General features: G+C 71.0%; 22 protein-coding genes. 3 read left to right on the top strand and 19 right to left on the bottom strand.

All coding sequences use genetic code 11. The features are described 5' to 3' along the window. Positions 1–118 precede the first annotated feature (118 nt). The 7 genes from AC0VYN_RS05220 to mshB all read right to left on the bottom strand — a co-directional run bounded on the left by AC0VYN_RS05220 (position 119) and on the right by mshB (position 7,406). Positions 119–733, bottom strand: a complete 615-nt coding sequence (locus AC0VYN_RS05220; RefSeq protein WP_475534987.1) for a response regulator — start codon at positions 731–733, stop codon at positions 119–121. Next, positions 730–1,896 (bottom strand): sensor histidine kinase, encoded by a 1,167-nt coding sequence (locus AC0VYN_RS05215; RefSeq protein WP_475534986.1) that lies wholly within the window; start codon positions 1,894–1,896, stop codon positions 730–732. The genes AC0VYN_RS05220 and AC0VYN_RS05215 overlap by 4 nt, the downstream gene beginning before the upstream one ends. Further along, positions 1,893–2,633 (bottom strand): ABC transporter permease, encoded by a 741-nt coding sequence (locus AC0VYN_RS05210; RefSeq protein ID WP_475534985.1) that lies wholly within the window; start codon positions 2,631–2,633, stop codon positions 1,893–1,895. Before AC0VYN_RS05210 ends, AC0VYN_RS05215 begins: the two co-directional genes overlap by 4 nt. Beyond that, positions 2,630–3,538 carry an ABC transporter ATP-binding protein gene (locus AC0VYN_RS05205; RefSeq protein WP_475534984.1) on the bottom strand — a complete coding sequence of 303 codons (909 nt, stop codon included), beginning with the start codon at positions 3,536–3,538 and terminating at the stop codon, positions 2,630–2,632. Before AC0VYN_RS05205 ends, AC0VYN_RS05210 begins: the two co-directional genes overlap by 4 nt. A gap of 158 nt (positions 3,539–3,696) precedes the next feature. After that, complete coding sequence (locus tag AC0VYN_RS05200) at positions 3,697–5,955, bottom strand: hypothetical protein (protein WP_475534983.1); 2,259 nt, start codon at positions 5,953–5,955, stop codon at positions 3,697–3,699. A 156-nt stretch (positions 5,956–6,111) separates the two neighbouring features. Beyond that, positions 6,112–6,534, bottom strand: a complete 423-nt coding sequence (locus AC0VYN_RS05195) for a DUF6113 family protein (RefSeq protein WP_385470823.1) — start codon at positions 6,532–6,534, stop codon at positions 6,112–6,114. Next, positions 6,531–7,406 carry an N-acetyl-1-D-myo-inositol-2-amino-2-deoxy-alpha-D-glucopyranoside deacetylase gene (gene mshB / locus AC0VYN_RS05190; RefSeq protein WP_475534982.1) on the bottom strand — a complete coding sequence of 292 codons (876 nt, stop codon included), beginning with the start codon at positions 7,404–7,406 and terminating at the stop codon, positions 6,531–6,533. The genes AC0VYN_RS05195 and mshB overlap by 4 nt, the downstream gene beginning before the upstream one ends. A gap of 330 nt (positions 7,407–7,736) precedes the next feature. Here mshB and AC0VYN_RS05185 point away from each other — a divergent pair, with 330 nt between their 5' ends. After that, positions 7,737–8,621, top strand: a complete 885-nt coding sequence (locus AC0VYN_RS05185; RefSeq protein WP_475534981.1) for a helix-turn-helix domain-containing protein — start codon at positions 7,737–7,739, stop codon at positions 8,619–8,621. Next, complete coding sequence (locus tag AC0VYN_RS05180) at positions 8,618–8,827, top strand: DUF397 domain-containing protein (RefSeq protein WP_475534980.1); 210 nt, start codon at positions 8,618–8,620, stop codon at positions 8,825–8,827. The genes AC0VYN_RS05185 and AC0VYN_RS05180 overlap by 4 nt, the downstream gene beginning before the upstream one ends. A gap of 11 nt (positions 8,828–8,838) precedes the next feature. Here the strand turns inward: AC0VYN_RS05180 and AC0VYN_RS05175 are convergent, their stop codons facing one another. Together AC0VYN_RS05175 and AC0VYN_RS05170 are read right to left on the bottom strand one after the other, a co-directional pair. Further along, entirely contained in the window at positions 8,839–10,272 is a 1,434-nt protein-coding gene (locus tag AC0VYN_RS05175; RefSeq protein WP_475534979.1) for an amidase, read from the bottom strand. A 194-nt stretch (positions 10,273–10,466) separates the two neighbouring features. After that, complete coding sequence (locus AC0VYN_RS05170) at positions 10,467–10,661, bottom strand: hypothetical protein (protein ID WP_475534978.1); 195 nt, start codon at positions 10,659–10,661, stop codon at positions 10,467–10,469. Positions 10,662–10,867: 206 nt separating this feature from the next. On the opposite strand from AC0VYN_RS05170, the gene AC0VYN_RS05165 reads away from it, so the two are divergent. Then, positions 10,868–12,982, top strand: coding sequence for a prolyl oligopeptidase family serine peptidase (locus tag AC0VYN_RS05165; RefSeq protein WP_475534977.1), 2,115 nt, complete (start codon positions 10,868–10,870; stop codon positions 12,980–12,982). A gap of 133 nt (positions 12,983–13,115) precedes the next feature. On the opposite strand, the gene AC0VYN_RS05160 is transcribed toward AC0VYN_RS05165, so the two are convergent. The 10 genes from AC0VYN_RS05160 to AC0VYN_RS05115 all read right to left on the bottom strand — a co-directional run bounded on the left by AC0VYN_RS05160 (position 13,116) and on the right by AC0VYN_RS05115 (position 25,324). Next, positions 13,116–14,231, bottom strand: coding sequence for an ABC transporter ATP-binding protein (locus AC0VYN_RS05160; protein WP_475534976.1), 1,116 nt, complete (start codon positions 14,229–14,231; stop codon positions 13,116–13,118). After that, positions 14,224–15,216 carry an ABC transporter ATP-binding protein gene (locus AC0VYN_RS05155; RefSeq protein WP_475534975.1) on the bottom strand — a complete coding sequence of 331 codons (993 nt, stop codon included), beginning with the start codon at positions 15,214–15,216 and terminating at the stop codon, positions 14,224–14,226. Before AC0VYN_RS05155 ends, AC0VYN_RS05160 begins: the two co-directional genes overlap by 8 nt. A gap of 9 nt (positions 15,217–15,225) precedes the next feature. Then, positions 15,226–16,209 carry an ABC transporter permease gene (locus AC0VYN_RS05150; protein WP_475534974.1) on the bottom strand — a complete coding sequence of 328 codons (984 nt, stop codon included), beginning with the start codon at positions 16,207–16,209 and terminating at the stop codon, positions 15,226–15,228. Next, positions 16,202–17,125, bottom strand: coding sequence for an ABC transporter permease (locus AC0VYN_RS05145; protein WP_475534973.1), 924 nt, complete (start codon positions 17,123–17,125; stop codon positions 16,202–16,204). Before AC0VYN_RS05145 ends, AC0VYN_RS05150 begins: the two co-directional genes overlap by 8 nt. Before the next feature lie 9 nt (positions 17,126–17,134). Further along, positions 17,135–18,772 (bottom strand): peptide ABC transporter substrate-binding protein, encoded by a 1,638-nt coding sequence (locus AC0VYN_RS05140; RefSeq protein ID WP_475534972.1) that lies wholly within the window; start codon positions 18,770–18,772, stop codon positions 17,135–17,137. Positions 18,773–19,039: 267 nt separating this feature from the next. Continuing rightward, complete coding sequence (locus tag AC0VYN_RS05135) at positions 19,040–20,185, bottom strand: ABC transporter ATP-binding protein (protein ID WP_475534971.1); 1,146 nt, start codon at positions 20,183–20,185, stop codon at positions 19,040–19,042. Between the two features lie 27 nt (positions 20,186–20,212). Beyond that, positions 20,213–21,274 (bottom strand): ABC transporter ATP-binding protein, encoded by a 1,062-nt coding sequence (locus tag AC0VYN_RS05130; RefSeq protein ID WP_475534970.1) that lies wholly within the window; start codon positions 21,272–21,274, stop codon positions 20,213–20,215. A gap of 10 nt (positions 21,275–21,284) precedes the next feature. Next, positions 21,285–22,262 (bottom strand): ABC transporter permease, encoded by a 978-nt coding sequence (locus AC0VYN_RS05125; RefSeq protein ID WP_385472980.1) that lies wholly within the window; start codon positions 22,260–22,262, stop codon positions 21,285–21,287. 113 nt (positions 22,263–22,375) lie between these two features. Next, complete coding sequence (locus tag AC0VYN_RS05120; RefSeq protein WP_475534969.1) at positions 22,376–24,178, bottom strand: ABC transporter substrate-binding protein; 1,803 nt, start codon at positions 24,176–24,178, stop codon at positions 22,376–22,378. A 111-nt stretch (positions 24,179–24,289) separates the two neighbouring features. Continuing rightward, positions 24,290–25,324: an ABC transporter permease gene (locus AC0VYN_RS05115; protein ID WP_475534968.1), complete on the bottom strand. Its 1,035-nt coding sequence runs from the start codon at positions 25,322–25,324 to the stop codon at positions 24,290–24,292. Between the last annotated feature and the right edge of the window lie 78 nt (positions 25,325–25,402).

Below are 25,402 nucleotides of genomic sequence, written 5' to 3'. Positions count from 1 at the left end.
GGCCCCGCGCTGCCGGGTGCCGCCTGCGCCCACCCTCCCCCACTCCCGGCTTCGCTCGAGCGGGGGGACCCCCATCGCCCCAGCGGCACGACTGCCCGCAGGCTGGGTGGGCGGGGTGCTAGAGCCAGCCCTTTTCTCTTGCTATGCGGACCGCTTCCGCCCTGTTGCGGGCGGCCAGTTTCTGGATGGCCGTGGAGAGGTAGTTGCGGACCGTGCCCTTGGAGAGGTGGAGGGCCTTGGCGAGTTCCGCGTTGGTGGAGCCGTCGGACGCGGCGCGCAGGATCTCGCGTTCGCGGTCGGTGAGGGGGTTGGCGCCCTCGGCGAGGGCGGCCGCCGCGAGGGTCGGGTCGATGACCCGCTCGCCCGCCAGCACCTTCCGCACGGCCTGCGCGAGTTGGGCCGCCGGGGCGTCCTTGACCAGGAAGGCGTCCGCGCCGGACTCCATGGCGCTGCGCAGGTAGCCGGGCCGGCCGAAGGTGGTGAGGACGATCAGCTTCACCGCCGGGAGTTCGCGGTGCAGCAGGGCCGCCGCCTCGATGCCGGTCGCGCCGGGCATCTCGATGTCCATCAGCGCCACGTCCACGCCGTGTGCGCGGGCGGCCCCCAGTACCTCGTCGCCGCGCGCCACCTGGGCGACGACCTCGATGTCCTCCTCCAGGCCGAGCAGGGCGGCCAGTGCCTCGCGGACCATCGCCTGGTCCTCCGCCAGCAGGACCTTGATCGTTCGGCTCATGCCCCGGATCCTACGTCCGCCGCGGCGCCGGCCGGCACGCGGGCGACCAGCCGGAATCCGCGCCGGGTCCGGCCGGCCTCCAGCTCGCCGCCCGCCTTGCCGAGGCGCTCGGTGAGTCCGGTCAGGCCGTTGCCGGGGGCGGCCGCGGATCCGGGGCCGCCGGAGCCGTCGTCCTCCACCGACAGTTCGAGCACCCGCCCGTCCAGGGTCTGGCGCCCGAGGAGCTCCACCGTGCAGCGCCGGGCGCCGCTGTGCCGTACGACGTTGGTGACCGCCTCGCGCAGGGCCCAGGCGAGGGCCGACTCGGACTCCTCGGGAACCCCGGCGAGGTCGGGTTCGGCGGGCAGCTCGGGGACCACCCCGGCGGCCGTCAACGCCAGCTGCGCACCCGCGAGTTCGGCGTTCAGCCGGGCGCGCCGGTAGCCGGTGACGGCCTCCCGGACGTCGACGAGGGCCTGCCGGCTGACCTGCTCGATGTCGGCGACCTGCTGGGCGGCCTTGTCCGGGTGGCCGGGGAGCATGCGGCCGGCCAGTTCGCTCTTCAGCGTGATCAGGGACAGCGAGTGGCCGAGCAGGTCGTGCAGGTCGCGGGCGAGCCGCAGCCGCTCCTCGTTTGCGGCGAGGTGGGCGACGGTGGCGCGGGCCTCGCGCAGGGCGATCGTCGTCCGGATCAGCTCGCGTACGCCGGTCATGGCGAAGCCGCCCAGCAGCGCCGGTATGAGCAGGCCGCCGAGGAAGCTCCTCGCGTCCGGCACGACGAACGCCAGGGCCGTCATCAGCGCGGACGCGCCGGGAATCGTCCAGCGGGCCTGGCGCAGCGGCAGGGTGGCGCCGGAGGCGATGGAGACGTACACGAACAGGACCAGCCACTCCCGGCCCAGCGTGAGGGCGAGGAGCGTCGACTCGGCCGCCAGGACGGCGAGGGAGACGAGGACCGCGTCGGTTCCGTCGCCGCGTCCGGTGCGGAAGAGCAACAGCATGTACCAGACGACGAAGACGACGAGGCCGGCCCAGCCCAGGATGCGCGCGGCCGTGCCGTGGCCCCCGTTCAGCAGGTCGACGACGGGAGCGCTCAGGTAGACCAGCCAGATGCCGGCCCACAGTGACTTGATGACCTTCTGCCTGCGGTTCTCCGGGCGTTGCCCGATGCCGACGCCGCTCACGCCTTCAGCGTGTCCTTCCGGTAGAGCCATGCCGCGCCGCCGGTGAAGAGCACGAACGAGACGGCGAGGACGGCGAGATCCTGTGGGTGCGGGGCGTGACTCTGTTCGATCGCATGCCCCAGGGCAGCGTACGCGTGGGTGGGCAGCCACTCGGCGATGTCCTGGAGCCGGCCGGGGAAGGTGGTCGTGGGCATCCACAGGCCGCCGAGCACGGACAGGCCGAAGTACACGATCATCGTGACCGGGCGGACGGCGTCACCCGACGCCAGGTGACCGATGGCGACGCCGAGGGCGGCGAAGACCAGGCTGCCCGCCCAGATCGCGCCGGTCAGGGCGAGCCACTGCCAGGCGTCCAGGCGTACGTCCTTCACGGCCGCGGCCACCACGAAGACGATCACGATGGAGGGCAGGCTGACGACGGCGGCGCTCGCGGTCTTGGCGAGGACGTAGCCGCGGCCCGGGAGCGTGGTCAGCCGCAGCTGCCGTACCCAGCCGCTCTCGCGCTCCTTGGCGATGCGTTCGCTGTTGCCCATCAGTACGGCGGTCAGGGCGCCGAAGGAGGCCATGGAGACCATGAAGAGGGCCGGCGGGGTCAGGCCGGTGCCGTCGACCTCGGTGGTGGCGTCGGCGCTGCCCGCGACGAGCAGGAACAGGGCCGACGGGTAGATCACCGAGAAGAACAGGAACTTGCGGTTGCGCAGGGCGCGGGTGAGCTCCAGCTTGATGAGACCGTTCACGGCTGTCTGGCCTCCTCGGCGGCGGTGACGGCGAGGAAGGCCCGCTCCGGTGCGAGGCCGGCGACTTCGAGGTTGCGGGGGTACAGGCCGAGGCCGTACGCGGCGTGGACGGTGGCGTCGGCGTCGGAGGACTGGATGCGGACGGTCCGGCCGGAGACGGCGAGCGAGGTGAGGAAGGGCAGGCCGCGCAGCGCCTGTTCGTCGATCGTGCCCTCGAGGTCGAAGGAGATCCTGCGGGTCCCGGCCCTGGCCTTGATCCCGGCGGCGGTGCCGTCGGCCAGCAGCCGGCCCCGGTGCAGGACGAGCACCCGGTCGGCGACGGCGTCGGCCTCCTCCAGGTAGTGCGTGGCGAACAGGACCGTGCGTCCCCGGTCGGCCTGTTCGCGCAGGGTGGCCCAGAAGGCCTGGCGGGCGGTGACGTCCATGCCGGTGGTGGGTTCGTCCAGGACGATCAGGTCGCTGTCGCCCGCGGTGGCGAGCGCGAAGCGGACGCGCTGGGCCTGGCCGCCGGAGAGCTTGTCGACCTTGCGGTCGGCGATCTTCGTGAGGCCGGCCCGCGTCAGGACGTCGGCGACCGGGTGGGGCCTCGGGTGCAGCGCGCAGCCGAGCCGGACGAGCTCGGCGACGGTGATCCCGTCCATCAGCCCGCCGCTCTGGAGCATCGCGCCCACCCGCCCGGCGACGACGGCCTCGCGCGGGCCGGTGCCGAGGACCCGGACGGTGCCGCTGTCGGGCCTTCTGAGGCCGAGCATCAGGTCGAGCGTGGTCGACTTGCCCGCCCCGTTCGGTCCCAGCAGGGCCACGGTCTCCCCGGGGCGCAGGGTGAGCGTCAGGCCGTCGACGGCGCGGACGTCCCCGTAGCTCTTGGTGACCCGGTCGAACCCGACCGCCTCTGTCGTCGTCATGGCAGCCATCGTGGCCGCCGCGGCCGGGTGGGCGGCAGTGTCGCCGGTCCCGGGTGACGGATGACGGATGTCATGCGGCACCGGCCCGCAGGGGGGCGGCGCCGGTACGGCGAGGGGGCGCCCGGTGTCCGCCGGGCGCCCCCTCGCCGTACCGGGTGTCAGCTGGGGTCGGTGTCGATGACCCCGACGCGGTTGCTTTCGCTCGTCAGCGCCGGGCGCAGCGCGCCGATCACGTCCTGGACGGTGACCGGGGTTTTCTGGCCGGTGGCGCGGGTGATGAGCACGCCGTCGAAGGTGTCGCCGTACAGCTCCTTCAGGGCGGCCTGGTCGTAGTACTCGACCAGCTTGCCGTTCTGCGGCTTGACGGCGAGGAACTTCCACAGCGACTTGCCGGGGCTGAAGGAGACCGAGTGCGCGGCGTCGGTCCGGACCGTGACCAGGCCCGACATCGCCGGCTCGGCGAACTCCTTCATCATCCGGTCGACCTCGGCGTTGGAGACCGTCGGCTGCCGTTCGGTGGTCGGCACGTTCACCGCGGTGGAGGTGCCCGTCTCCACCTGGCTGCGGTATGCCGCCTCCACCGCCTCGGTGGACTTGGCGACGTCGATGCCCTTGCCCGCCTTGCCGTACACCGGGACGGCCTTGCCGGACTGGAACGTGATCGTGCCCTCGGTCACCCCGCCGGCGCCGCCCGCCGCGTCCTTCAGGGCGGCGTGCAGCTTCTCCTCGTCGACGGGCATGACCGGGTCGACGACACGGTGGTTGCCGAAGAGCGAGCCGATCACGGAGACCGGGTTGTAGTCGCTCTGCGCCGCGTCACTGGCCGTGGCCTGGGTGTCGAACTGGAGCCCCGCCTGGTCCGGCTTCAGGGAGACGCTGTCGCCGCCCACCGTGAGCTTGAGGGGCTTGTTCACCCGGGCACCGAGGGCGCTGTCCAGCTTCTCGACGGCGTCGTCGCGGGTGCCGCCGCCGATGTCCACGCCGAGCACTGTGGTGCCCTTGGGCACGTCGGAGTGGTTCATCAGCAGGCCGGCGCCGTAGGCGCCGCCGACGACGACGATCAGGACGCCGACGAGCAGCGGGAGCTTCTTCCGCCCCTTCTTCTTGGCCGGCTTGGCGGAGCTCGCCGGCGCGGTCGCCGGTGCGGGCGCCTTGGGGGGCGTGTGCGGGCGCGGTCCGTCGGGGGACGCTCCGGGGAACGGGGTGTCGCGCCCGCCCGGTACGACGGGGATGCCGCTGGTGACGGTGTTCCCGGAGACGTTGTCCGGGTTGCCGTAACGGGCGCCGCCCGGCGGTTCGGGGGCGGGCCGCTGCGGGGTGAGGATCGCGGTGTCGTCGCTCAGCCCGCCGCCGGGGCCGGGACGGGCGGTGCCTGGGCCCTGGCCGGGTCCCTGGGGTCCGGTGGGAACGCCGGGTACGGCGAGGCCGCCGGGGCCGCGCGGGCCGGCGGGGCCGCGCTGTCCGTCGGGCCGTCCCGGCGCGCCCGGTCCGCCGGCGGCGGGCGGGACCCGCGGGCCGTCCCCGGTGACCGGGCCGGTCGTCGGGCCGGTGGGCGTCTTCGGGCCGCCGAAGACGAGCTGTCCGTCGCGGACCGGGCCGCTCTGCTCGCCGGGGCCGTCGGGCGTGTTCCGGTCGCGTCCGTCCTTGGAGGGGAAGGGACGGCCGGGTTCGGTGGTGCCGTTGCCGCCGGGGCGCGTCCCGTTGCCGCCGAGCGGTCCCGCGGCCAGCGCCTCGGTCACGTCGAAGGAACCGGTGCCGCCGCCGTGTCCGGGCGCCACGGGGCCACCGGTCGCGCCGGGCAGGCCGGCGCCGTTGGTGGAGCCGGGACGGGGTCCGCCGGGGGCGCTCATCGAGCCGACCACGCCACCGGGCCGGCCACTCCCGCCGCCCGGTCGCGCACCGCCGGACGCGCCGGCGCCCGGGGCCGCCGGAGCCGGGCCGGTGCCCGCGCCGGGGATGCCGGCGGCGGAACCACCGGGCAGACCGGCACCGTTGGTGGAGCCACCGCCCTGACCGCCCTTGCCCGGGGTGGACTTGCGGGGCGCGAACCAGTCGCTGGTCGGCTTGTCCTCGGCCTGCTGGGCGGGATCGGCGGGAGTCTCGACGGTGCCCGTGGGCGCGGTGGCGCCCGGCCCGGAGTGCTCGGCCGTCTCCGTGTCCGCGGCGTCGCCGTCGGCGTCCGCGACGGGCTTGCGCACGACGACCGGCGGAATGGGCCGCGACCCGGGGATGTTGATCCGGATCCGGGTCGTCAGCGTCGTCTCGGTCTTGCGCTCCTCCGGCCGCGCGGCCGAACGGCCCGCGTCCGCGCCGGCTCCGGGGAGCACGGGGGTCCCGTAGGGCGGGGTGCCCGACGGGTACGCGGCTCCACCGCGCCCGTGGGGCCCGGAGGACGGACTGTCAGTTTCACGACTCAAGGCAGGTTCTCCCGGTTGGCTCCGCCGCCCGGCACACCAGAAAGCGGGCGGCCCGGCGGCGCGCACCACCATACTGGCCACTTCTCACGCGTATCCCATGACTGCCTGGGAAACCCACACCGGACTCGCACGCCCGCGCCACGGCGAAGTAGTACGTCATTTCCCAAGTCGGGCGCCGCCGCCGTCCGGTTGCCGTACCGGCGCGAGGGTGGCGCACATCACAGCCACGGCGATACCGCCGAGGAGGAAGAGATAGGATCCGCTGCCCGCGGCGAAGACGAAGTCCCCCTCCGGGCGGCTGGTGGTGAGCAGCACGACGGCGACCGCCCAGCCGACGGCGGGCGCCACGGCCCCGCCGCGGCGGCCCAGGGCACGTCCGGCGCCGAGGCACAGGCCGGCCTCGGCGGCCAGCGCGAGCAGCAGCCCGCCGGGGAACCAGGCGCCCTGCACGAGCGCGCCCGCCACGCCGGTCAGCGCGCCGAGGACGAGCAGCCCGAGGTAGACGGCGGCCCGCCCGGGGGACGGCGGTCGCAGCGGCCGGGCCAGGGCGGAGGCCGGCGGCTCGGTACGCCCGCTCACGACGCTCCCCCGGTCCCGGTCCCGGCGAACAGGTCGCTCTCGCGCCGCGCGGGGCGCTCGCCGCGCACCAACTCGTAGTACTCGGTGGTGAAGAGCGGCTGCGCGAGTTCGTTGGAGAGAACGAAGTACGGTTCGGCCACCGTGATCTGCGTGGCGTGCGCCCGCATCGCCGCGGCCTTGGCGGTGGCGTACGGGGTGCCGTCGATCTCGGTGGTGATCTGCTCGTCGGCGACGACACCCGGTACGTCACCGACGGCGGCCGCCTTCTCGAAGGGCAGGCCGGGCAGGTCGCGCTCGAGGCGGGCGAAGGACTCCTCGGCGACGGACCGGGGCACGCGGTTCCAGTAGACCTTGGGGACGTCCCAGCCCTGTTCCGCGGCCAGCTCGACGGCGCGCATGGCGACGCGGTGGGCCTGGATGTGGTCGGGGTGGCCGTAGCCGCCGTCGTCGTCGTAGGTGACGACGACCTGGGGGCGGATCTCGAGGATCACCTCGGCGAGCAGCCCCGCGGCCCGGTCGACGTCGGCCTGCCAGAAGCAGCCGGGGTCGTCGTTGTCGGGCAGCCCCATCATCCCGGAGTCGCTGTACCGCCCGGCCCCGCCGAGCAGCCGGAAGTCCTCGACGCCGAGCGCGCGCATCGCCTCCTTCAGCTCCCCGAGCCGGTGCCCGCCGAGGGCGGCCCCGCTCAGGTGCCCCAGCTCGGGCGGGATGACCTCGCCCCGCTCACCGAGCGTGCAGGTGACCAGCGTCACATGTGCGCCTTCGGCGGCGTACCGGGCCATGGTCGCGCCGTTGTTGATCGACTCGTCGTCCGGGTGAGCGTGCACCAGCAGCAGACGCCGGCCGGAGCGGGAGGGGGGCAGTTCCGTCATGGGGCCAGCCTATGAGGCGCCCGGCCGGTCCGCGGGCCCGGCGCTGTGGATCACGTCCCTCGCGGGCGTCGCGGCCCACCGTGGCCGAGGCGGGTCTCGGCGCATGCCCCCGTCCGGGCCCTCCGTCGCCGGGTACGCTCACCGGCCCCGCCCCGCCGGGCCGTCCTGCACCGCGCCATCGTCCGATGCGCTCGGCGAATTACTGATTCACGTCACCGAGCGTGGCCGACCGAACGTACCGTGATGAGTGATCGCCCTGTTACGCAGAGCCACGGTTCGTGCCTGCGAGCGGAGCGGGACAGTACGTGGCAGCACTGCGGAGGGGCGCGCATGTCGGTGAACGGTGAGCGGGTGCGGGTCGGGGCCGAGACGGACCGGACGGACGAGCCGGGCTGGGAGGTGGACCCGGACGACGACTGGGCGCTCGCCGTGGTCGCCACGGTGGGACGCCAGTTGAGGCTCCGGCGGGAAGCGGCGGGGCTGCGGGTCGGCGAGTTCGCGGTGGCCGTCGGATACGGCGAGGACCTCGTCTACAAGATCGAGACCGGCAAGCGGATCCCCCGGCCCGAGTACCTGCTCATGGCCGACGAGGTACTGCGCGCCGGTGGTCTCGTCGCGGCGATGCAGGAGGACGTGAAGAAGGTCCGGTACCCGAAGAAGGTGCGGGATCTGGCGCAGTTGGAGGCACGGGCGGTCGAGCTTCAGCTCTACGACCCCGTCAACATCCATGGTCTCCTGCAGACACCGGAGTACGCGCAAGCGCTGTTCCGGATGCGTCGGCCTCGGTACGCCGACGAGGAGGTCGAGCGGGGTGTGGCTGCTCGCATGGCCCGTAAGACGGTCTTCGACCGGGCTTCGGCGCCCGAACTCAGCTTCGTCCAGGACGAGTGGTCGCTCCGGCGGCGCCTCGGGGGGACGGAGGTGGTGCGTCGGCAGCTCGAACACCTGCTGGCGGTCGGGCAGTTGCCCAACGTCGAGATCCAGGTCATGCCGATGGACCGCGAGGAGCACGCCGGGGCGGACGGTGGGATCGAGGTGCTGAAGTTCGACGACGGGACGGCGGTGGGGCGGTCGCCGGGAGTCGCCAACGGACGACCGGTTACCGATCCAAGGCAGCTCCGTATCCTGGAACTTCGGTATGGCATCATCCGGGCGCAGGCCCTCACACCGCGTGAGTCGACTGCCTTCATCGACCAACTGCTGGGGGAGACATGATGCACAAGACCTCGTCCGGGGACGCCTGCGACCTGGCGTGGTTCAAGAGCAGCTACAGCAGCGGTGCCGAGACCGACTCCTGCGTCGAGGTCGCCACCGAATCCGGCATCGTTCACGTCCGTGACTCGAAGGACGTCGAAGGCCCCCGCCTGGCCTTCGCCCCCGCCGCCTGGACCGGCTTCGTGCCGTACGCCGTCGAGGGCTGAGCCGGCGACTCCTACTGGAGCCGCCGGAACGGCCGGTCCGCCTCCAGCTCGAACGCCAGTTCCAGCAGAGTCCGTTCGGCGCCCGGGCGGCCCGAGAGCATGACGCCGATCGGCAGCCCGTCCGCCGTCGCGCTCGCGGCCGGTACCGACATCGACGGGGTGCCCACGACGTTGTCGACCGGGGTGAACGCCACGTAGGCGAGGATCCGTTCGATCAGCGTGGCGTAGGGGACGGCCGGGCTGAGGTGGCCGATCGGCGGGGTGGTGTGGGCCAGGACCGGGGAGAGGATCACGTCGAGGCCCCGGAAGCCCGCCGCGTACGCCTCCCGCGTGCGCTTCAGTCTGCGCACGACGCCCGGCGTCCGCCTCCACTTCCGCACGTACGTCTCGCGCAGGCCCCGGCTCAGGCCGTCCATGCGGCTCCGGTCGAAGTCCGCGCCCAGCGTTCTGCCGCTGACGCCGAGCAGGAACGACAGCATGCCCCAGTAGGTGAGGAAGTCGTCGGTGAAGTGCGGGTCGAGGGGCAGCTCCACCGGTTCCACGGTGTGACCGAGCCGCTCGAGGCGCTCGGCCGTCTCCGTGACGGCCGCCCGGGTGCCGGCGTCGGCCCGGACGCCGTTCGGGGAGTCCACCAGGAGGCCGATGCGCAGGCGGCGGTCCGAGGGGCCCTCGACAAGGCCCACGGGCGGCAGCCCCGGGTTCCGCCAGTGCTGCTCCGCGGCGGCCAGGAACGCCGCGCTGTCGCGCACCGAGCGGCTCACGACGCCGTCGGCGACGAGGTCGATGGGGAGCCTGCGGCCCTGCGCGTTCGCCACCACCCGGCCACGGCTCGGCTTCAGGCCGACGAGTCCGCACGCGGCGGCGGGGATGCGGATCGAGCCGCCGCCGTCATTGGCGTGGGCGATCGGCACGGCACCGGCGGCGACCAGGGCCGCGCTGCCGCCCGAGGAACCGCCCGCCGAGTGGCCCGTGTGCCACGGGTTGCGGACGGGCTCGGCCCCCTCGAACTCCGTGGAGGGGCTGAACCCGAACTCGGGCAGCCGGGTCTTGCCGAGCACCGTGACACCGGTGCTCAGGAACTGGCGGGTGAACGGGGCGTGCCGCCGGGCCGTCCGGGGCGCGAAGGCGGCGCTGCCGTGGCCGGTGGGCAGGCCCCGGTAGTCGGTGTTGTCCTTGACGAAGGTCGGCACCCCGGCGAAGGCGCCGTCGGGCGCGGAGGCGTGGGCCGGGAGGTCGAGGCGTACCTGGACGGCGTTCAGCCGGGACTCGACGGCCCTGACCCGGGCCCTGGCGTCGCGGGCGGCCTCGGCGGCGCCGACCTCGCCCCGGCGGATCGCGCGGGCCAGGCCGACCGCGTCGTGGTCGCCGAGGGCGTCGTCCCGGAAGGCGTGCACCCTCGTCCGCGACCCGTCGCGTTCCTCGCCCTGTTCCTCGGAAGTCGTCACCGTCGGCTCCGCCCTGCGCGCGTGGATGATGGCCCCGCCATCATTGCCTACCGGCGGGTAACACGCGAGGGGCCGGTGGACGCGCGTCGGAACGATCACCCGTTCCGGCCGTCGTCGGCGGCCGGCTCACGGACGGGACGTGGACTCCGGCCGGGTCCCGGGACGTGCCACGGGTCCCGGCCGGGAGACGGTGTTCAGAAGTTGATGCTTCCGATCATCCCCGCGATGTTCGTCGTCACCTCATTGATCGTGGGGGCGACGGTCGAAGAGGCCAGGTAGAAGCCGAGCAGCATGCAGACGACTGCGTGCCCGGCCTTCAGTCCTGACTTCTTGACCAGCAGGAAGACGACGATCGCCAGCAGCACCACCGCCGAAATCGAGAGTGCCACGGCGGATCACCTCCAAAGAACCCAGGGACATGGGAAGGTCGGACGCGGTCGGACTATCGGAACACTGTGGAACGCACGAGCAGATAAATCCACGCAGCAGGCACCCAGTTGATACCCACTGTGCGCTAGTGATCATAACTATCCGTACGCGCGCATCGATCGGCGCACGGCCGCACAAGGGGGCGCATGGCCAATATGGTCAGGGCATGACGACCGAGTCCGACTCCTTCCCCAAACGGCACGCCCGCACCCAGCGGTTCACGCTCGGCGCGCCGCGTTCGTTCACCGTGGCACCCGACGGTTCACGGGTCGCCTTCCTGCGCTCCGGCTCCGGCACGGACCGGGCCAACGCCCTGTGGGTCCTCGACGTCGGGGACGGCGGGGAGCGCGTCGCCGCCGACCCGCGCGCCCTCCTGGGCGGCGCCGAGGAGCGCCTGTCGCCCGAGGAGAGGGCACGGCGCGAACGCAGCCGCGAGGGCGGCGCCGGCATCGTCGGGTACGCCACCGACGCGGCCGTCGAGCTGGCCTCCTTCGCCCTGTCGGGGCGCCTCTTCACGGCCGAGCTGCGCGCGGGCACGGCCCGCGAACTGCCCGTCCCCGGCCCGGTGATCGACCCGCGTCCCTCCCCCGACGGACGGCACGTCGCGTACGTCGCCCGGGGCGCCCTGCGGGTCGTGGGCGCCGAGGGCGACGGGGACAGGGCGCTGGCCGAGCCGGACGCCGAGGGCGTCTCCTACGGGCTCGCCGAGTTCATCGCCGCCGAGGAGATGAGCCGGACGCGGGGCTTCTGGTGGGGCCCGGAGTCCGACCGGCTGCTGGTCGCGCGGGTGGACGACACGCCGGTCAGGCGGTGGTGGATCTCCGACCCGGCCCACCCCGAACGTGATCCACAACACGTCCCGTATCCGGCGGCGGGCACCGCCAACGCGGACGTGCGGCTGTTCGCGATCGGCCTGGACGGCGGGCGCACCGAGGTTCTCTGGGACCGGGCGCGGTACCCGTATCTGGCCCGAGTGCACTGGTCAGCGGCGGGCGCGCCGCTGCTCCTCGTACAGGCGCGCGACCAGCGCAGCCAGCTGTTCCTGGCCGTGGACCTCGCGTCCGGGACGACCCGGATGGTGCACGCGGACGAAGATCCAGTTTGGCTTGAACTGTTCCCCGGCGTGCCCTGCTGGAGCCCGTCCGGGCAGCTCGTCCGGATCGCCGACGAGGGCGGGGCGCGGGTGCTGGCGGTCGGCGAACGTCCGCTCACCGGTGCTCAGTTGCACCTGCGGGCGGTGCTGGACGTCTCCGACGAGGACGTGCTGGTCTCCGCGTCGGCGGGCGAGGAGGCGGCCGCCCCGGAGACCGGCGAGGTGCACGTGTACCGGGTGAACGAGCTCGGCGTGGAGCGCGTCTCGCAGGAGCCGGGCGTGCACTCGGCGGTGCGTGCCGGGGGCGTGACCGTACTCGTCTCCGCGACCCTGGACCGGCCGGGGGCCCGGGCCCAGGTGCTGCGGGACGGGAAGGTCGCGGCCACCGTCGCCTCGTACGCGGAACACCCCGGTTTGTCCCCGCGCGTGACGCTCACCCAGGGGGGCGCACGCCGTGTCCCGTGCGCCGTGCTTATGCCAACGGACTACCACGGTGACACCCTCCTCCCCGTCCTCCTGGACCCGTACGGTGGCCCGCACGGCCAGCGGGTGGTGGCCGCGCACAACGCCCACCTGACCTCCCAGTGGTTCGCCGACCAGGGATTCGCGGTGGTCGTCGCCGACGGGCGGGGCACGCCGGGGCGCTCGCCCGCCTGGGAGAAGGCCGTCAAGGACGACGTGGCCGCCGTCGTCCTCCAGGACCAGGTCGACGCGCTCCAGGCCCTCGCCGCCGACTTCCCGCTCGACCTGGACCGGGTGGCCATCCGCGGCTGGTCCTTCGGCGGCTATCTGGCGGCGCTGGCGGCACTGCGCCGGCCGGACGTCTTCCACGCGGCGGTCGTGGGCGCCCCGGTGACGGACCTGCGGCTCTACGACACCCACTATCAGGAGCGTTACATCGGCCACCCGGACGAGCAGCCGGAGGTCTACCGCCGCAACTCGGTGATCGACGACGACGGCCTCGTCGACGCCGCCGAGCCGCACCGCCCGATGATGATCATCCACGGGCTGGCGGACGACAACGTGGTGGTGGCGCACTCCCTGCGCCTGTCCTCGGCCCTGCTGGCGGCCGGACGCCCGCACGAGGTGCTCCCGCTGTCCGGCGTCACGCACATGACCCCGCAGGAGGCGGTGGCCGAGAATCTGCTGCTTCTCCAGGTGGACTTCCTCAAGCGGTCCCTCGCCTGAGGCCGCGGCCACGAGGGCACCAACCGCTTTAACACGCGGGCAACTTCGCCGAAGCGGCACCGATATACGGACGCGCGACACTGAACGTCGTACGGCCGTGCGGGTGCCGTAGGCGGGCCGGGGGGGGACCTTGTCACCCCGGCCCGCCGCCGTGCTCGCCCGGGTCCTCGGCGTCCTCCCGGTGCGCCCCGTGCGGGTGCCGAGGGGCGGTCTCCTCCGGCGGGACCACCTGCTTCTCCTCCGCGAAGTGGCACGCCGAGTCGTGCGCGGCGGGGCCGGAGACGCCCCGGAACCCGGCGGGCACCGCAAGCGCCGGCACCTCCAGGGCGCACCGCTCCCGCGCCTTCCAGCAGCGGGTGCGGAAGCGGCAGCCGGAGGGGATGTCGGTCGGGGAGGGTACGTCACCGGCCAGGATGATCCGCTCGCGGTGCTCCCGGGCGTCCGGGTCGGGCACCGGCACGGCGGACAGCAGTGCCTGGGTGTAGGGGTGCGTGGGGTGGTCGTAGATCTCGGCGTCGCGGCCGGTCTCCACGATGCGGCCGAGGTACATCACACCGACCCGGTCCGAGATGTGCCGGACGATCGACAGGTCGTGGGCGATGAAGATGTACGACAGCTCGAACTCCTCCTGGAGCCGGCCCATCAGGTTGATGACCTGCGCCTGGACGGAGACGTCGAGGGCGGAGACCGGCTCGTCCGCGACGATGATCTCCGGGCGCAGGGCGAGCCCGCGCGCGATGCCGATGCGCTGGCGCTGTCCCCCGGAGAACTGGTGCGGATAGCGGTTGATGTACTCCGGGTTCAGGCCGACCACGTCCAGCAGGTGCTGCACCCGCCTGCGCCGGTCGCCCTTCGGGGCCACCTCCGGGTGGATGTCGTAGGCCTCCCCGATGATGTCGCCCACCGTCATCCGGGGGTTGAGGGAGGTGTAGGGGTCCTGGAAGACCATCTGGATGTTGCGGCGCACGGCCTTGAGGGCCCTGCCCGACAGGCGGGTGATGTCCTCGCCCTTGTAGCGGATCTCCCCCGCCGTCGGCCGCTCCAGGTTCACCAGCATCCTGGCGACCGTGGACTTGCCGCAGCCGGACTCGCCGACGATGCCCAGGGTCTCGCCGCGCCCGAGCTCGAAGTCCACGCCGTCGACCGCCTTGACCGCGCCGACGTGCTTCCTGAAGAGGATGCCGGAGGTCAGCGGGTAGTGCTTGACGAGGCCGCGGACCTCGAGGATCGGTGCGGTGGCCTCAGCCATGCAGGCACTCCCTCCAGAAGTGGCAGGCGCTCCCGCGTTCCGTGCCGGTCCACTCCGGGGGCGTCACCCCGTACAGCGGCGGTACGTCGGTGCGGCAGACGTCCCGGGCCATCGGGCAGCGGGGGTGGAAGGCGCAGCCGGGTGGGATGCGGCTGAGGTTGGGCGGCAGGCCCTTGATGGCGTAGAGCTCCCGGCCCTTCTGGTCCAGGCGCGGGATCGACTCCAGCAGGCCGCGGGTGTACGGGTGCGCCGGGGCCTTGTAGATGTCGTGGACGGGGGCCGTCTCCACGATCCGGCCGGCGTACATCACCGCGATCCTGTCGGCGACGTCGGCGACCACGCCCAGGTCGTGGGTGATGAGGATCAGGCCCATGTGCAGCTCGCGCCGGAGTTCCGCGAGCAGCTCCATGACCTGGGCCTGGACGGTGACGTCGAGGGCGGTGGTCGGCTCGTCGGCGATGATCAGCTTGGGTTCGAGGGCCATCGCCATCGCGATCATGATGCGCTGGCGCATGCCGCCGGAGAACTGGTGCGGGTACTGCCTCACCCGCTCCCTCGCGGCCGGGATGCGCACCCGGTCCATCAGCTCGACGGCCTTGGCGCGGGCGTCCTTGCGGGACATGCCCCGGTGCACGGTGAACATCTCGCCGAGCTGGTCGCCGACGGTGAGGACCGGGTTGAGGGAGGACAGCGCGTCCTGGAAGATCATCGCCATCCCGGCGCCGCGGACCTTCCGGCGCTCCTGCTCCTTCAGCTTCAGCAGGTCCCGGCCCTCGAAGAGGACCTCACCCCCGGTGACCCGGCCGGGCGGGACGTCGAGGATGCCCATGATCGTCTGGGCGGTGACGGACTTGCCGGAGCCGGACTCGCCGAGGACGGCCAGGGTCTCGCCCGCGTCGACGCCGTAGCTGACGCCGTTGACGGCCCTGGCGACGCCGTCCCGGGTGTGGAACTCCACGTGCAGGTCGCGCACTTCGAGCAGCATGGCGGCGGCTCACCTCAGCTTCGGGTCGAGGGCGTCGCGCACCGCGTCGCCGAGCATGATGAACGCGAGGACGGTGACGGCCAGGGCTCCGGAGGGCCAGAGCAGCGCGTGCGGGGCGTTGCGGACGTAGGGGGCGGCGGCGGAGATGTCGATGCCCCAGGAGACGCTGGGCGGCTTCAGGCCGACGCCGAGGAAGGACAGGGTCGCCTCCAGGGAGATGTAGGTGCCGAGCGCGATGGTCGCCACGACGATGACCGGGGCGACGGCGTTGGGCGCGATGTGCCGCAGCAGCAGCCGGGAGTTGGAGGCGCCGAGCGCGCGGGCGGCCTGGACGTAGTCGTTCTGCTTGGCGGTGATGACGGAGCCGCGGGCGATGCGGGAGATCTGGGGCCAGCCGAGCAGCACGATGAAGCCGATGACCGGCCAGACGGTGTTGCTGGTGATCACGGAGAGCAGCACCAGCCCGCCGAGGACGACCGGGATCGCGAAGAAGACGTCGGTGATCCGGGACAGGACCGCGTCGCCCCCACCGCCGAAGAAGCCGGCGAGCCCGCCGAGCACGCTGCCGAGGAGGGCGACCCCGAGCGTGGCGAGGACGCCGACCTCCACCGACGTGCGGGCACCGTAGACGGTGCGGGTGTAGACGTCGCAGCCCTGGCCGTTGTAGCCGAAGGGGTGGCCGGGCTGGGAGCCCTCCTGGGCCTTGGCCAGGTCGCACTGGAGGGGGTTGCCGGAGGTGATCAGGGACGGCCAGACGGAGATGACGATCAGGAAGAGGATCACCAGGCCCGAGACGATGAAGACGGGGTTGCGGCGCAGGTCGTGCCAGGCGTCGGACCAGAGGCTGCGGGGCTTGTCCCGGGGCCCGGAGCCGTCGGGGCTCTCCGGGGGCCTCTCCAGGGTGATGGCCTCGCTGGTGCCGAGGTCCATCGTGCCGCCCATCCCGGTCCCGGCGATCGCGCGTTCGGGCTCGTAGGGCTCCTGCTCAGGCATAGCGGATCCTCGGGTCGAGTACGGCGTACAGGAGGTCGACGACGAGGTTGGCGACCAGGAAGACGAGGACCAGGACGGTGACGAAGCCGACGACGGTCTGCGTGTTCTGGCGCAGGATGCCCTGGTAGAGCTGGAAGCCGACGCCGTGGATGTTGAAGATCCGCTCGGTGACGATGGCGCCGCCCATCAGGGCGCCGATGTCGGTGCCGATGAAGGTGACGACCGGGATGAGGGAGTTGCGCAGCAGGTGCCGGGTGATGACCCGGTGGCGGGGCAGGCCCTTGGCGATGGCCGTGCGGACGTAGTCGGAGCGCCGGTTCTCCGCGATGGAGGTGCGGGTGAGCCGGGTGACGTACGCGAGGGACACGGAGGCGAGGACCAGGCCGGGGACGATCAGCTCGTCGAAGGGGGCCGCCGTGGAGACCGCCGGATCGATCCAGCCCCACTTGACGCCGAGGAGGAGCTGGAGCAGCAGGCCGGTGACGAAGGTGGGGACCGAGATGACGACGAGGGTGAGCAGCAGCGCCCCGGTGTCGACGGGGCGTCCGCGGCGCAGGCCGGTGACGACGCCGAGCACGATGCCGACGACGATCTCGAAGAGGATGGCGACGATGGTCAGCCGGATGGTCACCGGGAACGCGGTGCCCATCAGCTCGGTCACCGGCTGGCCGTTGAAGGCGGTGCCGAAGTCGCCGGTGAAGACGTTGCCCATGTAGGTGAGGTATTGCTGCCACACGGGCTTGTCGAGGCCGAACTCCTTCCTCAGCCGGGCCGCGGTCGCCGGGTCGCACTCCCGGTCCCCGCACAGGCCCGCGATGGGGTCGCCCATCACGTTGACCATCAGGAAGATCAGCAGCGTGGCCCCGATGAATACCGGGATCATCTGGAGCAGCCGCCGGACGACGTACCGTCCCATGGCGCCTCCTCAGCCGACCTTGATCTCGTTGTAGACGGGGACGCTGAAGGGGTTGAGCTCGACGTTGGACAGCCGCTGCGAGTAGCCGGCGCTGCCGTTCTGGTACCAGAGCGGGATGGCGGCCATGTTGTCCCGGACGACCTCCTCGGCCTGCTGGAAGGTCTGGACGGCCTTGGCGGTGTCGGACTCGCCGTTCGCCCGGTCGACGAGGCCGTCGAACTTCTTGTCCGACCACTTGCCGTCGTTGGAGGAGGCGTTGGTGTAGTAGAGCGGCTGGAGGAAGTTCTGGATGAGCGGGTAGTCCATCTGCCAGCCGGCGCGGAAGGGACCGCTCATCTTCCGGTCGGTGATCTGGTTGCGGAAGTCGGCGAAGGTGCCGACCGGGTTCCCGACACAGGCGCGGTCGTTGTCCAGGGCGTTGTTGATGGAGTTGCAGACGGCGTCGACCCACTGCCCGTGGGAACCGGTGTCGGCGTTGTATGTGATCTTGACCTGGCCGCCGGGCAGACCGCCGCCTTCCTTGATCAGCTTCTTGGCCTGGGCGGGGTCGTACGAGCAGGCGTCCCCGCACAGGCCGGCCTTGTAGCCGCCGTCCGCGCCGAGGACGGGCGAGGTCCAGTCGGTGGCCGGGGTGCGGGTCTGCTGGAAGATCGTGTCGGTGATCTGCTTGCGGTCGATCGCCATGGACAGGCCCGTGCGGACCTTGTCCGAGCCGGGCTTGTTCCAGTTCTTGTCGTAGTACGGGAAGGCGAGGGTCTGGATGATGCCGGCGGGGGTGTTGATGTAGCGGTCGCCGAGGTCGCTCCTGACGTTCTTCAGCTGGGCGGCGGGGATGTCGTCGGCGAGGTCGAGGTTGCCTGCCATCAGGTCGGTGTAGGCGGTGTTGTTGTCGGTGTAGACCTTCAGGTCGACGCCGCCGTTGACGGCCTTGTCCGGGCCGGGGTACCGGTCCCACGTCCGCAGGGACATCTGGGAGCCCCGGGTGTAGTTGTCGACCTGGTAGGGCCCGTTCCCGACCGGCTTCTTCACCCAGGCGTCGTGGTCGTCGAAGAACGCGGTGGGCAGCGGGGCGAAGGCGGGGTAGCCGAGGGTGTCGGGGAAGGTCGAGAACTTCTGGCTGAGCTTGACCGTGAAGGTGCGGGGGCCGGTGACCTTCAGCCCGGAGAGCGTGTCGGCGCTCTGCCCGCTCCCGTCCTCGGGGTGCACCTTGTCGTAGCCGTCGATGTAGGCGAAGAAGTAGGCGTTGCGCTGGTTGTTCCGCAGGCTCGCGCCGTAGTTCCAGGCGTCCACGAAGGACTGTGCGGTCACCTTCTCGCCGTTGCTGAAGGTCCAGCCGTCCTTGACCGTGATGGTGTAGTTCTGCGAGTCGGAGGTGTCGATCTTCTCGGCGAGCATGTCCTTCGCCTCGCCGGTCTTCGGGTCGTACTTCTTCAGCCCCCGGAAGATCATGTCGAGGACCTTGCCGCCCTGCACCTCGTTGGTGTTGGCCGGCTCCAGCGGGTTCTGGGGGTCGCCCCAGGAGGAACTGAGCACGGCTCCGCTGTCCGAGCCGCCGCCCCCGCCCCCGCCCCCGCCCCCGCAGGCCGTCACCGTTAGGGCGACCGCCACCGCACAAGCGGCCCCTTTGGCGTGCGTGGCTCCGCGCATGGCCTGCCTCCCAGTGCCCGACTCGTCCGCTGTCCGTTCCGGCCAGCATCGGGGGGCGGGACACCCGGCGCACATTCGTCCGGTCCGTACGGGTTCGGGGCGTCCTCCGGACGGACGTACGGCGAACGGGGCACCGGCACGGCGATCGGGTGGCCGGCCGACGTGCCCGGCGGCACGCGAAGGACCGGGGGCGGGAGAGTCGTCCTCCCGCCCCCGGTCCTCGGGCCGTCGAGTGGCCGGCCCCTGCCGGGGCCGGACCCCGCCGGGTCAGCTCTTCGAGACGTCGGCCTCGCCCGCGGGGCCGTCCTCCAGGGCCGCGAGGGCCGGGTCGAGGACGATGTCCTCGGCGCGCGCCTCGACGGTCGGCTCCTCCGGGAAGTGGCAGGCCGTCAGGTGGCCGGCCTTGCTGCCCTCGATGCGGACGAGCGGCGGCTCCTCGGTCGCGCACTTGTCCTGCGCCTTCCAGCACCGCGTACGGAAGCGGCAGCCGGACGGCGGGGCGATCGGCGAGGGCACGTCGCCCTGGAGGCGGATGCGCTCCTTCTTCACCGCGTCGATGTCCGCGTCCGGCACGGCCGACAGCAGCGCGTGCGTGTACGGGTGGCGGGGCCGCTCGTACAGGGAGTCGCGGTCCGCGATCTCCACGATCTTGCCCAGGTACATCACCGCGACGCGCTGTGAGAAGTGCCGCACGATCGACAGGTCGTGGGCGATGAAGACGAACGCGATCCCCATCTCCCGCTGCACCTCCTGCAGCAGGTTCACCACCTGGGCCTGGATCGACACGTCGAGGGCCGAGACCGGCTCGTCGGCGATGATCAGCTTCGGCTGGAGCGCGACGGCGCGCGCGACGCCGATGCGCTGGCGCTGACCGCCGGAGAACTCGTGCGGGAAGCGGTTGTAGTGCTCCGGGTTGAGACCCACGATCTCCAGGAGCTCCCGGACCCGCTTCTCGCGGCCGCCGGGCGGGTTGATCCCGTTGATCTCCATCGGGCCCGAGATGATCGTGCCCACGGTCTGCCGCGGGTTCAGCGACGCGTACGGGTCCTGGAAGATCATCTGGATCTCGGACCTGATCGGCGCGAGCTGCGCCCGGCTCGCCTTGGTGATGTCCTGCCCGTTGTACTCGATGGTGCCCTCGGTGGGCTCGTACAGACGGGTGATCAGCCGGCCGGTCGTCGACTTGCCGCAGCCGGACTCGCCGACGAGGCCGAGGCTCTCCCCCGCGAAGACCTCGAAGTCGATGCCGTCGACGGCCTTGACCGCGCCGACGGTGCGCCGGATCGGGAAGCCGCCCTTGATCGGGAAGTGCTTCTTCAGGCCCTTGACCCGCATGAGGGGTGCGCCGTCACCGTCCCGCTGCTGCGGGATCGAGTCGGCGACCGCCGTGTTCGTCTTGCTGTTGTCGCTCATGGTGATGCCCCAGTCGCCGGTTTCCGCTCAGCCCAGCCGGGGCTGAATCGTCTCGATGAACACCTGCTGCCGCTGGTCCCCCGTCATGTGACAGGCGGCCGCGCGACCCACGCCGAGCTCCGGACGCTCCAGCGAGCAGCGCTCGCCGGACACCTTGTCGGTGAACGCGCACCGCGGGTGGAACGCGCATCCCGAGGGCGGGTTCAGCAGCGAGGGCGGCGATCCGGGGATCGGCATCAGCGGCTCGTCGACGTCGGAGGCGAGCCTCGGCATCGACCCCAGCAGGCCCCAGGTGTACGGGTGCTGAGGCGACTTGAGCACCTCGCGCACCGTGCCGCGCTCGACGGCACGCCCGGCGTACATCACCATGATGTCGTCGGCCATGTTGGCGACCACGCCCAGGTCGTGGGTGATCATGATGATCGCGGAGCCGAACTCCTGCTGCAGGTCCTTGAGCAGGTCGAGGATCTGCGCCTGCACCGTCACGTCGAGCGCGGTGGTCGGCTCGTCGGCGATCAGCAGGTCCGGGTCGCACGCGAGCGCCATGGCGATCATGGCGCGCTGCCGCATACCGCCGGAGAACTGGTGGGGGTAGTCGTCGACCCGCTGCTGCGGGTGCGGGATGCCCACCTTCTCCAGCAGGTCGATGGCGCGCACCCGGGCGTCCTTCTTGGAGGCGCCGGTGTGCTTCATGAACGGCTCGCCGATCTGACGGCCGATCGTGTAGTACGGCGACAGCGCGGTGAGGGCGTCCTGGAAGATCATCGCCATCTTGTTGCCGCGCAGCTTTTCCATCTGCTTCTCACTGGCGTCGGTCAGCTCCTGACCGTCCAGTGTGATCGACCCGTCGATGGCGGTCTTCTTGCGGTTGTGCAGGCCGAGGACGGCCAGGTTGGTCACCGACTTGCCGGAGCCGGACTCGCCCACGATGCCGAGCGTCCTGCCGCGCTCAAGATCGAAGGAGAGCCCGTCCACCGCCTTGACGATGCCGCCCTCGGTGGAGAAGTGGACCTTGAGGTCGCGCACCGACAGGAAGGCGTCCCCCGCGGCGGCGGCCGCGGCCTCTTCGGGCTTGGTCTGAGTGGTCACGGTGGTTCTCCTAGGACAGGCGCACGCGCGGGTCGATGACGGCGTACAGGGCGTCCACGATCAGGTTGAAGACGATGATGAGCGCGGCGCTGACCAGCATGACGCCCATCAGCATCGGCAGGTCCTTGTTGGTGACGGAGTCGAGCGCCAGCCGGCCGAGACCGGCCAGGCCGAACGTCAGCTCGGTCACCATGCCGCCGGACAGCAGCGAGGACAGGTCGATACCGAGGATGGTGACGATGGGGATGAGGGAGCCGCGCCAGGCGTAGCGGAAGAAGACGTAGTTGCCCGACATGCCCTTGGCGCGGGCCGCCTTCACATGCTCTTCCTGGAGCTGCTCGATCATCGACGACCGGCTCATACGGGTGTAGTTGGCGGTGAAGATCGTCGCCATGACGAGCCAGGGGATCAGCAGCCCCATGAACCAGCCGCCGAGGTCGTCGGAGAACGGCACGTACTTCGGCTTGTCCAGCCAGCCGGTGTTGTAGACGAAGAGCAGCAGGACCAGCGGGCCGAGGAAGTAGATCTGCATGGAGCTGATCACCAGGGAACCCGAGCTGAACGTCTTGTCCAGCCAGGTACCGCGGTTCTTCGCGGCCAGCATGCCGGCGCCGAGACCGACGATGAGGAAGACCAGGAGGCTGCCGACGGTCAGCGAGAGCGTCAGCGGGAAGCGGTCGACGATCGTGTCCCAGACGTTCTGGTTGTTCGCGAAGGAGACACCGAAGCAAGGCGCGGCGCAGTGACCGACGGCGAAGTCACGGCCGGCGAAGATGCCGACGATGAAGTTCCAGTACTGAACGGGGACCGGCGAGTCGAGGCCGAGGTTCTTGTGGATGATCGCCAGCGCGTCCGGGGTGCAGTTCTTGCCACAGGCCAGCATGGCCGGGTCCTGCGGGATCGCGAAGAACATGAAGAACGTGAACGCACTGATCAACAGCAGAATCAGCGCCGCGCCGAACGTCCGGCGAATGAGGAATTGAAGCATGGCAGGCAGCTGCTCTCAGGACGGCGGCAATCGGTTGGGAGGTCTGAAGGGATCCGGGCCCCGGTGGTGGGCGCTCCGCCGCGCGCCCACCACCGGTTTCCCGACAGGGCGGGTTACTTCTTGAGGAAGACCCGGGTGACGTCCACGTAGCTCGAGTCGGAGCTGTAGCGGATGCCGCCGATGTTCGAACCGAAGATCTGGAAGACCTTGGTGTAGTAGATCGGCGCGGCCGGGTTGATCTTCTCGGTGATGTAGGTGCTCAGCTCACCCCACGCCTTGGTGGCCTCGGCGGTGTCGGTGATCTTCTGGATGCGGGCGATCTCCGAGTTGACGTGCGGGTCGTTGATGTGCGAGTAGTTCGACGCGCCGTCCTGGATCTGCGTGCCGTCGTACACGGGCGGGAAGACCGTGGACGCGGACGGCCAGTCCTGGCCCCAGCCGGTCATGTACAGGTCCAGACCGTTCTTGACCTTGCCGACCTGCTCGTACCAGGTCGCGGCGTCGATCTCCTTCTTCTGGATGTCGAGGCCGATCTTGCCCAGGGCGTCGGCGATCAGGACGGCCTGCTGCTGACGGGTCGGCGTGTTGCCGTAGGCGTAGACGAGCTTCTTGCCCTCGAAGCCGCCTTCCTTGATCAGCTTCTTGGCGGCCTCGATGTCGCCGTTGGGCTTCTTGGCGCGGTTGAACGGGTCGTAGGACTCGTCGTAGCCCGGGGTGGTGGGCGACATCAGCGAGTTGGCGACCTCACCGCCGTAGGCGCCGCCGTCGGCCTTGAAGACCGAGGTGGCCGGCAGGGCCAGGGCGATGGCGTCACGGAGCTTCTTGTCCTTGACGCGGTCCATGTTGAAGTTGAGCTGCCACACGTAGGGCGCGTAGCCCTGGATCGTGCGGTTGGCCATGGCGTTCTTGTCGCTGACGACCTTCTGCAGCTGCGTGGTGGCGACCTGGCCCGTGAACATCATCGCGTTCTTGGCCTCGCCCTGGTCGGCGAGCAGGGTCTTGGTCTGGTCTTCGTCATCGTGGTTCATCTCGATGTTGAAGCCGTCCACGTACTGGTGGCGCACCGAGTCGGACTTCGGGTCCCACTGGGTGTTCTTGACCAGCGTCATCGACTTGCCCGGCTTGAAGTCCGAGATCTTGTACGGACCGGAGGCGACCGGGTCGGTGTCGTACTTCTCCTTGGTGTCCGTCTCCTCCGGGACGACGCTGTAACCGGGCATGGTCAGCATCTGCGGGAGGTCGGGCTGCGCGTCCTTGAAGTGGAAGACGATCGTCTTGTCGTCCGGCGTCGCCAGGACGTTGTCGGGCAGGTGCTTGCCCTTGTCCGGACCCTCGTAGGCCTTGCGGTACGTGGTGCCGGCACCGGACAGCCACTGCTGCAGGTAGACCGGACCGTCGGTGATGTACGAGGCGTACAGGCGCTCGACCGTGTGGCGGATGTCCGCCGAGTTGATCGGGTTGCCGTTCTCGTCCTTGAGGTTGTCCTTGAGGGTGTACGTCCAGGTCTTGCCCCCGTCGGACACCTTGCCGGCGTCGGTGGCGAGGTCGCCCACGACGGTCAGGTTGCCCTTGTCGTCCTCGGAGTACTGGGTCAGGCCGCGGTAGATGAGGCGGCTGAGCAGCTTGCCGTCCGAGACGTAGATCTGGCCCGGGTCCAGGTGGGAGAAGTCGTCCTCCTGGTACACGGTCGCGACACCGCCGGGCTTGGCGCCGGGAACCTCGGCCGCGGGACCGGTGGACGCCTGGGCGTCACCGATCTGCACCGGCTTGGACTGCGACGCGGCGTCCTGCTTGCTCTTGCTGTTGTCCTTGGACGAGTTGCCGCTGTCGCCGCCGCCGCAGGCGGTGAGGGTCAGGGCGCCCGCCGCCACCGCGACGAGCGCGGCCGTAGCGGTGCGGTTTCGGAAGATGCTCATGGAGTCGAATCCACCTGCCTGTGAGTAGTGAGCACTGCTGGTACGTGGCCGGAGACGGGCTGTGTGGCACCGAGCCCGACCTGGGGCAGAGCGAGGAGTCCCCGTGGGGGCTCAGCGGCCCGTCTTGGGATCGAAAGCGTCCCGCACCGAGTCGCCGAGGAGGTTGAAGGCCACGACGAAGATCACCATGGCGATGCCGGGGAAGAGCATGTAGTAGGGGTCCTGCTCCACGATGTTCGCGCCGATGGCGAACATGCGGCCCCAGTCCGGCGTGGGTTCGACGTATCCCACACCCACGAAGGAGAGGAAGGCGATGCTCAGGATGGTGCTCGGCAGCGTGAGGGTCGCCTGCACGAGCGTGGGCGTGACGATGTTGGGAAGGAGTTCCTTGCGGATGATCCGCCAGGACGAGGCGCCGGAGATGCGCGCCGCCTCGACGAACTCCCGGTCACGCAGGGACAGCGTGGCGGCCCGGACGATCCGCGCCATGCTCATCCAGCCCAGGAAGGCCATCACGATGATGATGGCGCAGGTGCGCACGTAGGTGGGCGTCTCCTCGTCCGGGGCGACGAACACCGTGGTGATCACGGGCATCGCGGCGACGAAGAACAGCTGGCTGGGCAGGGCCATGAAGAAGTCGGTCACCCGGCCGAGCCAGTAGTCGGTCTTGCCGCCGAAGTAGCCTCCGGCGAGGCCGATCAGCACACCCACGATCGTCATGATGAGCGTCGCGGCCAGCGCTGTGGCGATCGAGGTCCGCATGCCGTACAGCAGCTGGGTGAAGACATCGCGGCCCAGACCCGGTTCGATGCCGAACCAGAACTCGCCGTCGATGCCGCCGGCCGGCTTAGCCGGCATGGTGAACATGTCCAGGAGGTCGGGGTTGTCCTGGCCGTAGAGCGTATACGGGTTCTTGCCGTACACCTTCGCGATCAGTGGCGCCGCTGCCGCGACCACGAAGAAGAACAGGACGACGAATGCGGAGACGACACCGGCCCGGTCGCGCTTGAAGCGACTCCACATCAACTGCCCGGGGCTGCGCCCCTCGGAAGACTTGTTCGACTCCTGGGCGTCACCCTGCGGTGCGCTCTCTTTGTCCAAGACGGAAGAGGCTTCAGCACCCTCAATCTCGATTGGACTCGTCATGATTCGTCCATTTCACAGGTGTTGGAGACCGCCGGAGGTGCACGAGTGGTCCGACGGCCTTCGCACGGCGTATGTCAT

Source organism: Streptomyces sp. 63XJN7_1_ISO-PGPR-S23-121 (assembly GCF_056173025.1).
This window is presented reverse-complemented; position numbering and strand designations above follow the sequence as displayed.

Excerpts from the sequence above, each read along its gene's own strand:
- AC0VYN_RS05165 (WP_475534977.1), top strand. The coding sequence starts at position 10,868 with ATGACGACCGAGTCCGACTCCTTCCCCAAACGGCACGCCCGCACCCAG.
- AC0VYN_RS05160 (WP_475534976.1), bottom strand. The coding sequence starts at position 14,231 with ATGGCTGAGGCCACCGCACCGATCCTCGAGGTCCGCGGCCTCGTCAAG.
- AC0VYN_RS05120 (WP_475534969.1), bottom strand. The coding sequence starts at position 24,178 with ATGAGCATCTTCCGAAACCGCACCGCTACGGCCGCGCTCGTCGCGGTG.
- AC0VYN_RS05140 (WP_475534972.1), bottom strand. The coding sequence starts at position 18,772 with ATGCGCGGAGCCACGCACGCCAAAGGGGCCGCTTGTGCGGTGGCGGTC.
- AC0VYN_RS05115 (WP_475534968.1), bottom strand. The coding sequence starts at position 25,324 with ATGACGAGTCCAATCGAGATTGAGGGTGCTGAAGCCTCTTCCGTCTTG.
- AC0VYN_RS05135 (WP_475534971.1), bottom strand. The coding sequence starts at position 20,185 with ATGAGCGACAACAGCAAGACGAACACGGCGGTCGCCGACTCGATCCCG.
- AC0VYN_RS05155 (WP_475534975.1), bottom strand. The coding sequence starts at position 15,216 with ATGCTGCTCGAAGTGCGCGACCTGCACGTGGAGTTCCACACCCGGGAC.
- AC0VYN_RS05205 (WP_475534984.1), bottom strand. The coding sequence starts at position 3,538 with ATGACGACGACAGAGGCGGTCGGGTTCGACCGGGTCACCAAGAGCTAC.
- AC0VYN_RS05220 (WP_475534987.1), bottom strand. The coding sequence starts at position 733 with ATGAGCCGAACGATCAAGGTCCTGCTGGCGGAGGACCAGGCGATGGTC.
- AC0VYN_RS05125 (WP_385472980.1), bottom strand. The coding sequence starts at position 22,262 with ATGCTTCAATTCCTCATTCGCCGGACGTTCGGCGCGGCGCTGATTCTG.
- AC0VYN_RS05150 (WP_475534974.1), bottom strand. The coding sequence starts at position 16,209 with ATGCCTGAGCAGGAGCCCTACGAGCCCGAACGCGCGATCGCCGGGACC.
- AC0VYN_RS05180 (WP_475534980.1), top strand. The coding sequence starts at position 8,618 with ATGATGCACAAGACCTCGTCCGGGGACGCCTGCGACCTGGCGTGGTTC.
- AC0VYN_RS05185 (WP_475534981.1), top strand. The coding sequence starts at position 7,737 with ATGTCGGTGAACGGTGAGCGGGTGCGGGTCGGGGCCGAGACGGACCGG.
- AC0VYN_RS05145 (WP_475534973.1), bottom strand. The coding sequence starts at position 17,125 with ATGGGACGGTACGTCGTCCGGCGGCTGCTCCAGATGATCCCGGTATTC.
- mshB (WP_475534982.1), bottom strand. The coding sequence starts at position 7,406 with ATGACGGAACTGCCCCCCTCCCGCTCCGGCCGGCGTCTGCTGCTGGTG.